14 protein-coding genes and 1 riboswitch are annotated in these 14,736 nt (G+C 75.6%); of the genes, 5 read left to right on the top strand and 9 right to left on the bottom strand.

Annotated features, from left to right (window positions below; translation table 11 throughout):
• Both Q3W68_RS27620 and Q3W68_RS27615 read left to right on the top strand, forming a co-directional pair.
• Window positions 1-594 (top strand): redoxin family protein, encoded by a 594-nt coding sequence (locus Q3W68_RS27620; RefSeq protein ID WP_302908219.1) that lies wholly within the window; start codon window positions 1-3, stop codon window positions 592-594.
• Window positions 591-1,574, top strand: coding sequence for a cytochrome c biogenesis CcdA family protein (locus tag Q3W68_RS27615; RefSeq protein WP_302908218.1), 984 nt, complete (start codon window positions 591-593; stop codon window positions 1,572-1,574). Before Q3W68_RS27620 ends, Q3W68_RS27615 begins: the two co-directional genes overlap by 4 nt.
• Here the strand turns inward: Q3W68_RS27615 and serS are convergent.
• The 5 genes from serS to Q3W68_RS27590 all read right to left on the bottom strand — a co-directional run bounded on the left by serS (window position 1,561) and on the right by Q3W68_RS27590 (window position 7,257).
• Window positions 1,561-2,844 (bottom strand): serine--tRNA ligase, encoded by a 1,284-nt coding sequence (serS, locus tag Q3W68_RS27610; RefSeq protein WP_120568601.1) that lies wholly within the window; start codon window positions 2,842-2,844, stop codon window positions 1,561-1,563. The genes Q3W68_RS27615 and serS overlap by 14 nt on opposite strands.
• A 443-nt stretch (window positions 2,845-3,287) precedes the next feature.
• Complete coding sequence (locus Q3W68_RS27605; RefSeq protein ID WP_302908217.1) at window positions 3,288-4,442, bottom strand: MerR family transcriptional regulator; 1,155 nt, start codon at window positions 4,440-4,442, stop codon at window positions 3,288-3,290.
• Between the two features lie 31 nt (window positions 4,443-4,473).
• On the bottom strand, window positions 4,474-5,649 hold the full coding sequence (locus tag Q3W68_RS27600) for a trans-acting enoyl reductase family protein (protein ID WP_302908216.1): 1,176 nt from the start codon (window positions 5,647-5,649) through the stop codon (window positions 4,474-4,476).
• 31 nt (window positions 5,650-5,680) lie between these two features.
• Complete coding sequence (locus Q3W68_RS27595) at window positions 5,681-6,817, bottom strand: alcohol dehydrogenase catalytic domain-containing protein (RefSeq protein WP_302908215.1); 1,137 nt, start codon at window positions 6,815-6,817, stop codon at window positions 5,681-5,683.
• The gene (locus tag Q3W68_RS27590; protein WP_302908214.1) at window positions 6,814-7,257 is read right to left on the bottom strand and encodes a hypothetical protein; all 444 of its coding nucleotides are present in this window, start codon (window positions 7,255-7,257) and stop codon (window positions 6,814-6,816) included. The genes Q3W68_RS27595 and Q3W68_RS27590 overlap by 4 nt, the downstream gene beginning before the upstream one ends.
• Before the next feature lie 153 nt (window positions 7,258-7,410).
• Here Q3W68_RS27590 and Q3W68_RS27585 point away from each other — a divergent pair, with 153 nt between their 5' ends.
• Window positions 7,411-10,188 carry a LuxR C-terminal-related transcriptional regulator gene (locus tag Q3W68_RS27585; RefSeq protein WP_302908213.1) on the top strand — a complete coding sequence of 926 codons (2,778 nt, stop codon included), beginning with the start codon at window positions 7,411-7,413 and terminating at the stop codon, window positions 10,186-10,188.
• Window positions 10,189-10,195: 7 nt separating this feature from the next.
• Here the strand turns inward: Q3W68_RS27585 and Q3W68_RS27580 are convergent, their stop codons facing one another.
• The 3 genes from Q3W68_RS27580 to Q3W68_RS27570 all read right to left on the bottom strand — a co-directional run bounded on the left by Q3W68_RS27580 (window position 10,196) and on the right by Q3W68_RS27570 (window position 12,113).
• Complete coding sequence (locus Q3W68_RS27580) at window positions 10,196-10,750, bottom strand: thioredoxin domain-containing protein (protein WP_302908212.1); 555 nt, start codon at window positions 10,748-10,750, stop codon at window positions 10,196-10,198.
• Between the two features lie 124 nt (window positions 10,751-10,874).
• On the bottom strand, window positions 10,875-11,549 hold the full coding sequence (locus tag Q3W68_RS27575) for a BON domain-containing protein (protein WP_302908211.1): 675 nt from the start codon (window positions 11,547-11,549) through the stop codon (window positions 10,875-10,877).
• A gap of 159 nt (window positions 11,550-11,708) precedes the next feature.
• The gene (locus Q3W68_RS27570) at window positions 11,709-12,113 is read right to left on the bottom strand and encodes a hypothetical protein (RefSeq protein ID WP_269704695.1); all 405 of its coding nucleotides are present in this window, start codon (window positions 12,111-12,113) and stop codon (window positions 11,709-11,711) included.
• Between the two features lie 418 nt (window positions 12,114-12,531).
• On the opposite strand from Q3W68_RS27570, the gene Q3W68_RS27565 reads away from it, so the two are divergent.
• Complete coding sequence (locus Q3W68_RS27565) at window positions 12,532-12,891, top strand: STAS domain-containing protein (RefSeq protein WP_013287849.1); 360 nt, start codon at window positions 12,532-12,534, stop codon at window positions 12,889-12,891.
• Window positions 12,892-12,992: 101 nt separating this feature from the next.
• Entirely contained in the window at window positions 12,993-13,445 is a 453-nt protein-coding gene (locus Q3W68_RS27560) for an SRPBCC family protein (protein WP_302908210.1), read from the top strand.
• Window positions 13,446-13,466: 21 nt separating this feature from the next.
• On the opposite strand, the gene Q3W68_RS27555 is transcribed toward Q3W68_RS27560, so the two are convergent.
• Complete coding sequence (locus Q3W68_RS27555) at window positions 13,467-14,540, bottom strand: hypothetical protein (RefSeq protein ID WP_302908209.1); 1,074 nt, start codon at window positions 14,538-14,540, stop codon at window positions 13,467-13,469.
• Between the two features lie 4 nt (window positions 14,541-14,544).
• Window positions 14,545-14,675: riboswitch (cyclic di-AMP (ydaO/yuaA leader) on the bottom strand.
• Window positions 14,676-14,736 lie beyond the last annotated feature (61 nt).

Raw genomic sequence — 14,736 nt, 5'->3', positions numbered from 1 at the left:
ATGCGTACAGCCGTTCGCGTGACCGCCGCCGCAGTGCTGGCCGCCACGCTGGTCGCCGCGACCGCCTGCGCCGCCGGCCCCGAGGACGGTGCCCGGGCCGGAGCGGTCGCCCCGGCGTCGTCGGCCCCTCCCGCGTCTCCGGCCACCGCGTCGCCGTCCGGGCCGGCGTCCGCGTCACCCGCCGCGGTGCCGGCCGCGCTGTCGTTCACCGGCAAGACCCTCGACGGTACGGCGTTCGACGCCGCAGCCCTGGCCGGGCGGCCGGTCGTGCTGTGGTTCTGGGCGCCCTGGTGCGCCACCTGCGCCAGCCAGGCGTGGACGGTGGCCGAGATCGCCCCGGCCTACCGCGACACGGTCCCGATCGTCGGCGTCGCCGGGCTCGGTGAGCGGAAGGCGATGAAGTCGTTCGTCACCGAGTTCGACCTGGGCGGCACGACGCAGATCGACGACCGGGCGGGCACGCTGTGGCGCCGGTTCAAGGTGACCGAGCAGAGCACGTTCGTCGTCCTGGACCGCACCGGCCGGGTCGTCCACCAGGGATTCCTCGACGGCGAGGCACTGACCCGGCAGGTCGAGACGCTGGCCCGGGGATGACCGGCGCGCTGCTGCTCGCCCTGACCGCCGGCATGCTCGGGGCGGTCAACCCGTGCGGCTTCGCGATGCTGCCCGCGTACCTCTCGCTGCTCGTCGCCGGCCCCGACGGCGGGCGCGGCGCGGTCGGACGCGCGCTCACCGCGACGGCCGGGCTCACCCTCGGGTACGTGCTGGTGTTCGGCACGTTCGGGCTGGCACTGGCACCGGCGGCGGACTGGGTGCGGCCCCGGCTGCCGTGGCTGACCGTGACGCTCGGCGTGCTGCTGGCGCTGGCCGGATGCTGGCTGCTCGCCGGCCGGCAGCTGCCCACGCCGCGCCCGTTACGCGTGGCGCCCCGGCTCACCCGCACCTGGCCGTCCATGGCGCTGTTCGGCGCGGCGTACGCGCTCACGTCGCTGACCTGCGCGATCGCGCCGTTCCTGGCGATCGTGGTGACCAGCCTGCGAGCCGGTTCGCCGCTGCGCGGGCTGGCGCTGTTCGGCGCGTACGCGCTGGGGATGGCGCTCGTGGTCGGGGTGGCCGCGCTCGCCGTGGCGCTGCTGCGCGGGCGGGTCGTGGCCCGGTTACGCGGCGCGGGCGCGTGGGTGCCACGGCTGAGCGGCCTGGTGCTGTTGGTCGCGGGCGGCTACGTCGCCTGGTACGGCTGGTACGAGGTGCGCCTCGCCCAGGGCCGCTACGACGCCTTCACCGACCCGGTCATCCGCGCCGCCGCCCGCGCACAGCAGACCGTGGCGAGCACCCTCGACACCGCAGGCCCAGCCGTCCTAGCGGCCCTCCTGGCCGCGCTCCTCCTCGCCGCCCTAACCCGCACCCGTCCCCGCTCTCGCTCCCGCTCCCGCTCCCGCGATCTTGCAGTTGGTGCCCGGGCGGAAGGGGTGAAGCGGACTTCTCGCGGGCCGGAAGTGCAAGATCGCGGGGGAGAGGCGGGAGGGGCGGGAGCGGCGGGAGCGGAGGCGGGGGAGCGGGTCAGCGCGGGGTGAGGCGGTCGGTGCCGAGCTTGTCGCGGAGGACCTCCGGGACCACCACCGAGCCGTCGGGCTGCTGGTGCTGCTCCAGGATGGCCGGGAACAGGCGGCTGGTGGCCAGCGCCGAGCCGTTGAGCGTGTGCACGAAACGGGTCTGCTTCGCGCCCGGCTCGCGGTAGCGGATCGCCGCCCGGCGGGCCTGGTAGTCGCCGGCCCAGGAGACCGACGACACCTCCTTGTACTTGCCGGTGCTCGGCATCCACACCTCGACGTCGAGCGTCTTCTTCATCGAGGCGCTCGCGTCACCGGCGGCGAGCAGGCTGGTCTGGAAGTGCAGACCCAGCTTGCCGACCAGGCCCTCGACGTGCCCGACCATCGCCTCCAGCGCCTCGCCCGCCTGCTCCGGCAGCGTGAACTGGAAGATCTCCACCTTGTTGAACTGGTGGCCGCGCACGGTGCCGCGCTCGTCGGAGTGCGAACCGGCCGCCTCGCGCCGGTAGCACGGCGTGTACGCGAACGCCTTCAACGGTAGCTTCGGCGTCTCCAGGATCTCGTCCTGGTACGCGCCGAGGATCGCCGTCTCCGCCGTGGGCAGCAGGAACTGGCCGCGCGAGGACGACTGCTTGTCGATGTGGTAGACGTCGTCGTGGAACTTCGGGAACTGCCCGGCGGCGAAACCGGCGCTCTCCAGCAGCAGGTGCGGCGGGAGCAGGAACTCGTAGCCGGCCTGGATGTTCTGCTCGATCAGCCAGTTCACCAGCGCCCACTCCAGCCGGGCGCCGAGGCCGGTGTACATCCAGAAGCCCGAGCCGCCGAGCTTGACGCCCCGCTCGTGGTCGACCAGGCCGAGCGCGCGGCTCAGCTCCACGTGGTCGCGTACCTTCTCGATGGCCGGTGCCTCGCCGAACGTGCGCACCACCCGGTTGGCCTCCTTGCCCCCGGCGACCACGTCGTCGGCGGGCAGGTTCGGCAGCTCGCTCATCGCCGAGCGGAGCCGGGACTGCACCTCGTCGAGCTGGGACTCCAGCTCCGCGAGCTGCTTGCGCTCGGCCTCCGGGGCGACCGGCTGCGGCGTGCCGCCGGACCGTTTCGCCTCCGCGTACGCGCGCGCCTCGGCCTTGCGGCGCTGCCGCTCGGCGTCGATCTCCGTGATCAGGGCGCGCCGCTCCTGGTCGAGCCGCTGGATGTCGTCCAGCGCCCGGGTGACCTCGGCGGGATCCAGACGCTTCGCCAGCGCGGTCGCCACCGCCTCGCGATCCTTCCGGATCAACTCCATGTCGAGCATGCTGCTCGTACGCCTCCGTCCAGGCAGTCAGGTGGGACCTCCAGATGCTACCGTCGCGCCCCCGCCGCCCCGGCCCGGCCCGCGCAGCCCGCCGCCGTGAGGCCCTTTCCGGTGACGGTGCGTGGTGACGGAGCCGTCGGCGGGACGTGCTCACATTCCGTGATGGCGCTCCGATGCCCGCGCCGCCCGGTTGCAGCCCTTCATCCCGCTGACCTGGTCAATCTCGCGGATCCGCTCTCCGGCCGACATGCCCCTCTGGCGACTTTGCTCTGCAGCCACCGACGCAGCGTTCGACGGAGCGTCAGCGTCGCGTGGATGGCTGCAGAGCAAAGTGCGCAAGGGGTGAAGGGTGGAGGACGGCAAAGCCGTCACGCACGGTCACTGATCCCTGCCCCGGTGCGGTGCGGTGCGGTGCCGGGACGGCGAGCGCGGGTCCGATGCCGTCAGAGGCGTACCGGCATCAGGACCGAGAAGGCGTGCGCGTCGTCGGCCCGCCGCACGGCCAGCGGGGCGATCGGGCCGTCCAGCTCCAGCACGAGCTGGCCGTCGCCGGATCCCAGCGCGTCCAGCAGGTACTCCCGGTTCACCGCCACCCGAAGCGCACCCGCGCCGCCCGCGCCGCCCGCGCCGCCCGCGCCCGCCGCACCGTCCACGCTGCCTGGGCCGCCTGCACCGCCCACAGCGTTCGGGTCGACCAGGCGCAGCTCGCCCCGGCCGTCCAGGCCGAGCGCCACCACCTCGTGCTCGACGCCCTCGTGCGCGCGGTGGCAGACCGGGACGCCGTCGGCCGTCAGGGCCGCGCGCAGCGCCGCGCCGTCGAACGGGATCCGGTACGTGGGCACGTCGCCGAGCTGCGCCCGCAACAGCCGCCGGTAGTCCGGGAAGTCGTACGGCAGCGGGTCGGCGGTCACGGGCCGGCCCGCCACCGTGACCGTCACGCGGTCGGTGGACACGACGGCCTCGGCGACATCGGTTCCGTCGAGGTCCAGCAGCGCGCGGAGTTCGTCCACCGATGCCACCGGCAGCAGCGCGCGCACCGCCGGACCGTCGACGGCGCCGGCGACCCGGGCCACGGCGAGCCGGTGCCGGTCGGTGGCGACCAGCCGGACCCCGTCCGGCTCGACCTCCACCAGCACGCCGGACAGGACCGGCAGGTCGGGGTCGGCGCCGACGGCGAAGCGTACGGCGTCCACGGCGGCGGCGAGGTCGGTGCGGGACAGCACGAGGCGGGTGGTCACGATGGTCTCCTCCGGGTCGATCAGGCTGCGGATCCGGGAGAGTTCGCGACGCGCGTCGGCCAGGCCGTCCTCCAGGCGGCGCAGGTGCGCGTCCAGCAGCCGGTGCACCTCGGCCGGCCGGTGCCGGTGCCGCAGCGCCTCGGCGATGCCGGCCAGCGGCATCCCCACCCGGCGCAGCCCGGCCACCAGCCGGGCCGGGTCCACCTGCTCCTCGGTGTACCAGCGGTAGCCGGTCACCGGGTCCACCCGGGCCGGGGCCAGTACACCGGAACGGTCGTAGAACCGCAGGGCGCTGACCGTCAACCCGCTGGCCCGGGCCAGTTCGCCGATGCTGCGAAGCTCGCTCTCCACGGCCGTCATCCTGTGACCTCAAGCGGGTCGAGGGTCAACCTCACGCCGACAGCGTGCGGAACGTGATGCCGGCGCGTACCAGCCGGTCCAGCAGCGCGTCGCCCATCGCCGTGACCGGCGTGACCTGCCCGGCGGTCTGCGGGAGGTCGTCGAAGGCCAGGCAGAGCGTCGACTCGGCGAGCATCTTGGCCGTCTCGTCGTAACCCGGGTCGCCGCCGGCCACCTCGGTCACCACCCGCCGGCCGCCGCCGGTGCCCACGAACCGCACCCGGAACCACGACTTGGCCCGCTGCTCGGCGGTCGGACCCTGCCCGGAGGCGAGCCGGCCGAGCAGCCAGCGCCGCGTCGGCGCCACCTTCACCAGCCCCACCACAGCGGCCAGCCCGACGCCGGCGACCAGCACGGTGGGCAGCCGCTTCATCGCCGCGAAGTGCCGGTAGCGGAAGTCCGGGCCGTACTCCGGCCGGGCCGCCGCGGACCGGCGGACCACCTGCGGGTCGATGGTGGGCAGCGGCACCGCCCACTGGCCGAACTCGCGTACCCGGCCGACCTTGCCCGGCACCGCGCGGACCCGGCGTCCGTCCGGGCCGGGCTCCATCGCCCGGCGGGCCCGCGCCGCGCGGCTCATCTCACCGGTACGGGAGAACGCGGTGAGCGCCGAGTGGTACGTCCCGGCGGAGAACCGGCCACCGGCCCGGACGTAGCCGTCGACGGTGATCGGCCCGTCGGCCGGCAGTTGCTTGACCGTGTACCAGACGCCCAGGTCGTGCGGGATCGAGTCGAAGCCGCAGGCGTGCACCAGGCGTGCCCCGGTGCGCACCGCCTCTGCGTGGTGCTGCACGTACATCCGGTCGACGAACTCCGGCTCGCCGGTGATGTCGAGATAGTCGGTGCCGGCCGCGGCGCAGGCGGCCACCAGCGGCTCGCCGTGGTGCACGTACGGCCCGACTGTCGTGGCGACCACCCGGGCGCACTCCGCAACCGCCCGCAGCGACGCCGGGTCGGTCACGTCGGCGGTGAGCAGCGGCAGGTCGGCCAGGGCCGGGTCGATCGCGGCCAGTCGGTTCCGCACCGCGGCCAGCTTGTCCGGGTTGCGCCCGGCGAGCGCCCAGCGCAGCCGGTCCGGCGCGTGCCGGGCCAGGTACTCGGCGGTCAGCGCGCCGGTGAAGCCGGTGGCGCCGAACAGGACGAGGTCGTACGTACGGTCTGCGCGCATCCGCCGAGTGTGCCATCCACGGCGCTCACCTTCACGGTGTGAAGACCACCCGGACGCAGCCGTCGGCCCGGTCCCGGAACAACGCGTACCCCTCGGCGCCGCGCTCCAGCGGCATCCGGTGCGTGGCCAGGTGCTCGGTGACCAGCTCGTCGCGGGCCATCCGATCCAGCAGCGCCGGGATCGCGGCCCCGCCCCGGCGGCGGGCGGCGCGGACCGCGAGCCCCTTGTCCGCGAGCGCGCCGAGCGGGAACCGGTCCACGAATCCGGGCCGGGCGTCGAGCACCACCACCACGCCGCCCTTGCGGCAGGCGTGCACCGCCTCGCGCAGCGCGGCCCCGCCGTCCGGCTGGGCCGCCGGCCACCGCACCGGCGCGGCCGGTACCCCCGACGCGTCGACGCACACGTCCGGGCCCCGGCCGCCACTGCGTTCGCGCAGTTCGGCGAGCACGTCCACGTACCTGTGGTTGAGCGCCTCCACGCCGTCGTGCCCGGAGATCATCCGCAGCCGGTCGTCGTGGTCGTCGACGACCACCACCCGGGCCGCGCCCCGGGCCACCGCCGCGTCGGCGGTGAGCTGGCCGACCGCGCCCGCGCCCCACACCGCCACCACGTCGCCGGGGGAGACCTCGCCCAGCTCGGCGCCGTACCAGCCGGCCGGCGCGGCGTCCGCGGCGAACACCGCCCGCTCGTCGCTCACCGACTCCGGTACGGCGAAGGCGCCCATGTCGGCGTACGGCACCCGCACGTACTCGGCGTGACCACCGGCGAAGCCGCCCAGCCGGGCGGGCCGGCCGTAACCCCCGGCGGACGGCTGCCCCCACTCCGGCTCGGCCGTCACGCCGCTCGTGCCGTTGTCACAGCAGGCCGGCAGCCCTCCCCGGCAGAACCAGCACGCCCCGCAGGCCACCGCCGCGCCCACCACCACCCGGTCGGCGACCCGGTGCCGGCGTACCTCCGGCCCGACCTCGACCACGTCGCCCAGGAACTCGCGTCCGAGCACCTCCCCGGCGGACGCCTCGGGCACCCGCCCGCCCAGAAGCGGCAGGTCCGCGCCGCAGGTCGTGCTCCGCCGGACCCGGACGATCATGTCCTGGGCGTTGCGCAACTCCGGGTCGGGTACGCGGCGCACCTCCACGAGGCCGGCGCCGGCCCAGCACAGCGCCCTCATGTCACGGTCCCCGGCCGGTCCAGCGGCGAACGGTCCGCCCGCAGCACCTCGCCGGTCTCCAGGAGCTGCTTGGTCTGCCGCAGCACGTGGCGCAGGAACCGGCCCGGGTCGTCGCCGACCAGGTGCGCGGCGAACCCCGGGAGCGTGCACTCCCCGCCCAGCGGGCGGACCGCCAGCTCCGTGCCGCGCCCGCCGGGGGCCGGGCGGGCCCACACCTCGACCGCGCCGTCGAGGCGCCGCATCGGCTCGGGCCACCGCCCGGCCGGGAGCACCTGTTCGGGCGCCGCGGCCACCGTCACCACCTGCCACCGGCCCGGCCGCGGGTCGGTACCGGCCCGCCGTGCCCGGCGGCGGGCCAGCAGCCGCGCGCCCGCCGGAGCCAGCACCCGTGCCCCCGCCAGCGCCAGCGCGCCGGCCGCGAGCCGTCTGTTCCGCGCCACCCGACCTCCCGCCGTCCCGGGCGACCGGCGCTCCGTCCGGCCGCCCCGCGTGTCTACAGGGTGCGGGCCGCCCGGGTGAGCGGGGTTCGCCCGGAAGGGGTGAACCGGCGCGGTGCGGGTAACCGCTGCCCGCACCGACGGGGGGAGGGACGCATGCCGGAGGAGGCAGACCAGGTCGTCACCGCACCGAGCGGCACAAGCGACATCACCGGTACGCCCGATCTGCTCACCACCGGCCTCGATTCACCCGATGTCGCCGGTGATGCTCTGCCCGGTGGCCCGCCGCTGCTGGCGTCCCGGTTGACGCCGCCCGCGCCGCCGGAGCCGGTCCTGCTGCGTCCCCGGCTGCTGGACCGGCTGGAACAGGGCGCGTCCGGGCCGGTGACGCTCGTCTGCGCGCCGGCCGGCTGGGGCAAGACGACGCTGCTGTCGACCTGGGCGCAGGGGGAGCGGGACGGGCCGGCGCCGGCTTGGGTGACGGTGGCCGAGGGGGAGACCACCCGGCGGCTCTGGGGCTATCTCGCGGCGGCCCTGCGTACCGCCGCCGCCGACGACCCGGACGACGGGCCGCCGCCGGCGCCAGACGGACCGCCCCGGCCCGAGCAGCTCGAAACGCTCGCCGCCGCGCTCGCCGCCCGGGAACGGCCCGTGCTGCTGGTCCTGGACGACCTGCACCGGGTCAGCGACCCGGCCGCCCTGACCGGGCTGGAGTTCCTGCTCCGGCACTCCGACGGCCGGTTGCGGCTGGTGGCCGGCGCGCGGGGCGAACCACCGCTGGCGCTGCACCGCTGGCGGCTGGCCGGCGAGCTGACCGTGATCGGCGCCGACGACCTGGCGTTCACCGCCGACGAGGTGGCCGACCTGCTGGTCGCGCACGGAGTGGCGGTACCCGCCGCGGCCGTGGCCCGGCTCGCCGAGCGCACCACCGGCTGGCCGGCCGGGCTGCGCTTCGCCGCGCTCGCGCTCGGCGACGGCGCCGACCCGGCGCGCGCCGTGGAACGGTTCGCCGGTGACCAGCCGGACGTCGCCGCGTACCTGCGGGACGAGGTGCTCGCCCGGCTGGAACCGGCGACCCGCGACGTCCTGCGCCGGGTGGCGGTGGCCGTCGCGGTCCACGCCGACCTGGCCGCCGCGCTGACCGGGCGGCCCGACGCCGGGCACCTGCTCGCCGAGGCGGCCCGGGAGGGCGGTTTCCTCCACCAGGACGGCGGCAGCCCGCAGTGGTACCGGCCGCACCCGCTCCTGGCCGACGTGCTGCGCGACGAGCTGGACCGGCTGCCCGCCGACGAGGTGCGCGAGCTGCACCGGCGGGCCGCCGGCTGGTACGGCACCCACGACCGGCCGGCCGAGGCGCTGCGGCACGCGCTTCTCGCCGGTGAGTGGGCCGACGCCACCGAGTTGCTCGTCACCCGCTGGCCCGAGCTGGCGCCGGGCGAACCGGCCGCCGTACCCGCTCCGCCCGAGCCGCCCGCCGAGGCGGTCCGCCGGGATCCGGAGCTGGCGCTGGCCGCCGCGGCCGAGCGGGCGTACGCCGGGGATCCGGCCGCGGCAGACGTGCAGCTGCGGCGGGCGCTGGCCGACGCCGCCGGCCTGCCCGCGCCGCGCCGTGACCGGTTCGGCCGGCTCGCCGCCGCCGTGGAGCTGAGTCTCGCCCGGCTGGGCGGCGACCACGAGGAGGTACGCCGGGCCGCCGATCGCCTGCTGGCCGCCGGCCCGGCCGAAGTGTCCGAGGGCGGCCCGGAAACCGGGGCCGGCGATCCGCGCGCCGGTGCGGCCGAGCGGGACGACGTGCGCGCGGTGGCCGGCGCCGCGCACGGACTGGCCGCGCTGGCCGAGGGGGAGCTGTCCACCGCCCGGGACCGGTTCGCCACCGCGCGGGAGGCGGCGCGGCGGGCCGGGCGGCCGCGTACCGAACTGCTCTGCGTCAGCCGCTCGGCACTGCTGGAGGCGGCCCGGGGTGCGCTGCGGGCCGCCGAGGAGCTGGCCCGGGAGGCGCTGGCGATGCCGCCCTGCCAGGGCTGGGCGTCCCGGTCCGACTGCGGCTACGCGTACCTGGCGCTGGCGCTCGTGGACTGGCAGCGGGACCGGCCGGCGGAGGCCACGGCCCACCTGGCGCTCGCCGGACCGGCCGGCGCGGAGCCGGGCGGCGCCGCGCTCACCGCGCTGTGCCGGGCCGGGCTGCTGGCCGACGGCGGCGACCCGGGCGGCGCGCTGCGCACGCTCGCCGAGGCGCGGACCGTCGCGCCCGGCCCGGAGCTGGGCGAGTGGCTGGCCGCGGAGGAGGCACAGGTACGCGCTGTCGTCGGCGACGTCGACGGCGCCCGGGCGCTGCTCGACGCGGCGGGCGACGGGCCGGCGCCGGCGCTGGCGGCCGCGCGGCTGCGGCTGCGCGCCGGTGACGCCCGGGCTGCCGAACGGGCGCTGCCCGACTGGACCGCGCCCGGCGCGGCGGACTGGCCGCTGCCGGTGCGGCTGGGCGCCGGGCTGCTCGACGCGGCGCTCGCCGGCGCCACCGGTGACGCCCGGCGCGCCGGCCGGCTGCTGGAGGAGGTGCTGGCGCTCGCCGAGCCGGACGGCTTCCGGCGCGTCTTCACCCGGGCCGACCCCGGGGTACGGGACCTGCTCGCCGCGCGGCTGGACTCCGGCACCGCGTACTGGGCCACTGTGAGCGAGCTGGTCCGGGGCGTGGACGCGCAACCGGCCGCCGCGACGGCGGACGGCCCGGCCCGGACGCTCGACGAGCCGCTCACCGAGCGGGAGCTGACCATCCTGCGCTATCTGCAGAGCATCCTGTCCAACGTGGAGATCGCCGCCGAGCTGTCGCTGTCGGTCAACACGGTGAAGACGCACGTGCGCAACATCTACCGCAAGCTCGACGCGACCCGCCGGCGGGACGCCGTCCGGCGGGCGCGCGAGCTGCGGTTGATCTGACCGTCGCTCAGCGGTCGTCGGCCGCGGCGTCCACCACGGCGAGCAGCTCGGCCAGGTCGTAGCCGCCGTCGTGGCGGACGTCGTTGACGAACAACGTCGGGGTGCCGTTGACGCCGCTGCGGATACCGCCGACGAAGTCCTGCCGGACCCGGTCGGCGTAGTCCTGCCGGCCGACCTCCGCGGCGACCTCCTCCGGCGACAGGCCGATCTGCTCGACGCCCAGCGACAGGTGCACCGGGTCGAGCTGGTCCTGGTGCTGGTAGAGCCAGTCGTACATCTCCCAGAACCGGTCCCGGGCGGCGGCGGCCTCGGCGGTCTCCGCGGCGCTCTCCGCGTACGGGTGGACGTTGGTGATCGGGAAGTGCCGGTACGCCAGCCGCACCGTGTCGGCCCGCTGGCGCAGCACCTCGGTCAGGTTCGGGTACGCGGCGCCGCAGAACCGGCACTGGAAGTCGCCGTACTCGACGATCGTGACCGGCGCGTCCACCGGCCCTCGCACATGGTCGCGTTCGGTCACCGGGATCCGCAGTCGTGCGGTGGTGACCTGGAGTGGCGTGGTCATCCGGCACTCACCCGCCGATCCGAGTCCGGCCGAACCAGCGCGTCGAGCCCGTTCGGATCACTCATGTCTCCCACCATGGCCGCGATCCGGGTGAGGCGGGCTCACCCGGGCGGGGTGGTTCCGGTCAGCGCACGACCAGGTGGTTGTGCACCTCCCGGATGCCGGGGGCGTTCCACACCACCCGCTCGATCTCCTCGCGCTCGCCGGCCGAGTGGACCTGCCCGTCCAGCAGCACCGTGTCGCCGTGCACCCGCACGTCGACCTCCTCGGCCTCGGTGGCGCGGTTGCGGGCCAGCGCGTCCACGATCCGCTCGGCCAGGTCGCGGCCGCCGGCGTGCGCAGCGGGGCGCACGGCGATCCCGTTGCTCACCCCGCGTACGCCGGTGAGCCGGGCGACCGACCGTTCGGCGGCCCGCCGCTGGTACTCCCACTCGACCTCGCCGTGCAGCGTGACCCACCCGTCGGCCACAGTCACCTGCAACGCCTCGATCGGCACGAACGCGTCCCACTCCAGCGCCCGTACGGCCGCGACAGCGATCTCCGGGTCCTCCCGTCCGGCCGTCGTGTCGATCCGGACGGCGAGGTCGTTGGCGACCGCGCGGACCCGGGCGACCCGGTGCGCGGCCCGCTCGGCGGCCCACTTCTTGGCGTAGCTGTCCACCCGGCCGGTGAGCGTCACCACGCCCTCGGTGACGGTCACCCCGATCTCGTCCGGGCCGACCCGCGGCTCCCAGGTCAGCTCGTCGAGCACGGCGGACTGGATGTCCCGGTCGGTACGCGTGACCGTGTCGGTGGCCATCCGGCTCTCCCTCCCGTCGATCGCGGCGCGGGCACGTGGTCCCGCACCCGCGATCCTGCGCGTGTCCCGGGTGAGCGGCCCTCACCCGCTGCGGGTGAGGCAGCACGACGGCCGCCCCGGGAACCCCGGGAGCGGCCGTCGTCGTGTCGTACGGGCGGGTCAGCCGTCCAGGCCGGCCGGGGAGTTCGGCCGGTCGACGTCAACGAACTCGATCTCGTCGGCGGCGCGGTCCCGGCTGCCGGCGGCGCGCGCCGCGGTGCCGGCAGCCCAGCCGATCGCCGCGCCGGCGAGTGCCGCCGCGATCAGCAGCGTCCACGGCAGCGCGGGCCGGCGGCCGGCGAGCGCGTCGAACGCGAGGGAGGCCCGGCGGCGTGCCTCCTCGGCGGCGGAGCCGACCAGGTCGGTGGCGTCGTCGGCCAGGCCGGAGGAGCTGCGGCGGGCGGTACGGGTGGCGTCGCGCACGCTGTCACCGGCGGAACCGACGGCGGAGAGCAGGTTCTGCCACGCCTGGTCGGCGACGCGCTCGGCCTTGCCCCGGCGGTCCAGCAGGTTGGATCCGAACATCTTCTACCTCCTCGGGTGCCGAAGGCCGGCGGCCACTTCGGACTCCGGTGTCCATCCGGCGGGTTCCTGTCCCGGGCAGTGCCCCACCGGCGCGCCCGGCAAACCATGCGCGGCTCACGGGCGGCCCGGGCAACGAACGGGACGAACCACCCGAACGCGCCGGGACCGGTGCCCACGGGACGTGCGTGCGCCAGCTACCCTGGTCGGCGGATCGGCGGGCCCGCCCGGCCACACGGCTGGCCGCGGTCCGCCCTGAAGGGGAAACTGGAACCCGGAGGTCCGGATTGGGTACGCCCAGGTGTGCCCAGTTCGCGAATTGCTCATCCCGGGGGGTGGCGACCGGGCCGTCGGAGGAATACGCTCGGTCGCGGCCCGCGTACTGATGAGGCGCCCGTCATGGGCGAGTGGAGGTGCTCGCGTGAGCCTGTCGATCGTGAAGTCGGTGCGGCCGGGTGGTGTCGTCCAGATCGCGCCCCGTGGGGAGATCGACGTCGACACCGCGTACGAGGTGCGGGAAGCGATCGCCGAAGTGCTCGCGAAGGGTCGCCCCTCGCGGATCGAGCTGAACATGCGGCTCGTCACGTTCATCGACTCGGTCGGCATCAGCGCCATGGTCGCGGGCTTCCAGACCTGCGAGGTCAGCGGCGTCAAGCTCGTGGTCACCGAGCCGAGCCGGTTCGTGCACCGGCAGCTCTGGGTGACCGGCCTGCTCGGCCTGTTCGGCGCGCCCGAGCCGTGGTTCGCCGACGACACCCCCGAGGTGCTGCCCGGCGCCTGAGCGCCGTTCACATGCCCTGCGGCCAGGGGACCTTCTACCCGTTGCCAGTCCGGCGTCGGTACGGGACGATCGTCGCGACGCACGACGGCGAGGGGGCCCGCTTGCAGAGCAGCGACAGCTTCAGCTACACCGTGCAGGCCCGGTGCAGCCGGGCCGACGCGGTGGCCCTGCTGGGTGACCTGAGCCGCCAGGGTGAGCTGCATCCGCTGATCGTCCGGGTCCGGAAGCTGCCGTCCCGGCCGGGCGCGCTGGGCAGCTACGCGATCACCGACCGGCTGCAGCTCGGCCCGTTGCACTTCCCGGTCACGTACCAGGCGGACGTGCTGATCGCCAGCGAGGACGAGGTCGTCACAGTGGCGCGGCAGCAGCCCGCCACGACGGTACGCAACCACACCCGGCTGCGCGACGAGCCCGACGGCACGGTACGCATCGACGTGGAGATCACGCTCACCGCGCCGGCGCCGCTGTTCGGGTACGCGTTCCGCCAGGCCCGGGCGGCTCACCTGGGCCTGGCGGCGCGTCTGGGAGCGACCCTGGAGGGCCGGCCGGCCTGATCCGGCCGGCCCGCAGGGCGCTCAGTACACCGACAGGTGCACGTGGTTGGTGTGGTCGCTGGACGGGTCGCCGTTGCCGCCGCTGTACGACTTCCACCCGCTGCTGGGCAGCCAGATCTGCTTGAACCAGATCACGTAGAGCACGGCGAGCGGGTCGGCGTTGCGTACGAAGTACGCGGCCAGGTTGTTGCCGTACGTCCGGTCGCCGCCGGTGGCCACGCCGCCGAAGCCGTTCTTCTGCGCGGCGAAGTCGCAGGCACGTCCCTTCGGGTGCTCACCCGAGCCGCTGGGCCGGTGGCAGGAGACGTACCGGGTGAAGCCCGCCGCCTTGGCCTGTTGCAGCGCGTGCAGCGTGCGCGGCGTGATGCAGCCGTCGGCCGGGGTCGGGTCGTTGACGCTGCACGACTCCGACGGCCAGGAGCCGTCCGAGTTGCGCGGCGCCGGCTTCGCGTTCTTGCTGGAGGTGCCCTGGACGCTGCCGCCGCCGCTGCTGCTGCGTGAGGCCCGGTCGTTCGCCACCTCCAGGGCGCGCTCGGCCTGCTCCTTGCGCTTGGCCATCACCGTCACCTGCTTGCGCTGCTCGCGGATCTCGCCGTCGAGCTGGGCGCGGGTGCGGGTGGCCTCGTCGCGGGTGGTGATCAGGTCGCGCAGCGTACGGTCCTCGTTCGCGGCTACCTGTTCCAGTGCGGCGGCCCGGTCCATGAAGCCCTCCGGGCTGCTGCTGCCGAGCAGCGCCCCGGCGGTGCCCAGGCGGCCGTTGCGGTAGGCCACCGCGGCGATCTCGCCGACCTTGGCGTCGCGTACGGCCAGCTCGGCGCCGACCGTCTTGAGTTGTTCGTTGAGTTGTTTCTGGCGGCTCACCGACCGGTTCAGCGCGGCCTTCGCCTCCAGCCAGCCCTTGCTGGCGGCGTCGAGCTGGGCACGCAGTTCGGGCGTGCCGCCCTCGTCGTCGCCGGGCGCGGCGGCGAGCAGGCCGGTCGCCGGCGCCGCCGAGGCGGGGGAGGCCGGAACGGTCGCGACGCCGAGGGTCAGCGTCGCGACGAGCAGGGCCGCCAACCGGGCGGCCGTCCTTCGTACAGGTGCCACTGGGGGCATTCACACGTCCTTCCGTCAGCGCCGACCGGGTTAGCTGACGGGTTCGGGACGGAAGATCCCTACCGCTGACGCGGATGCACCCCACGTACGTGGTTCCCCGGCTCGTCCCTGCGGACGATTAGGCGACGGCCGCCCCACCGGGGCCGGTGGCGCCCGCGGGTGCGGTCGCGACCGAGACTACCGGCGCTGCCCGGGC

Source organism: Micromonospora sp. C28ISP2-4, from assembly GCF_030519385.1.
GTDB classification, from domain to species: Bacteria; Actinomycetota; Actinomycetes; order Mycobacteriales; family Micromonosporaceae; genus Micromonospora; species Micromonospora tulbaghiae.
Note: the sequence above shows the minus strand (reverse complement) of the source record. Positions and strands in the feature narration are given on the sequence as shown.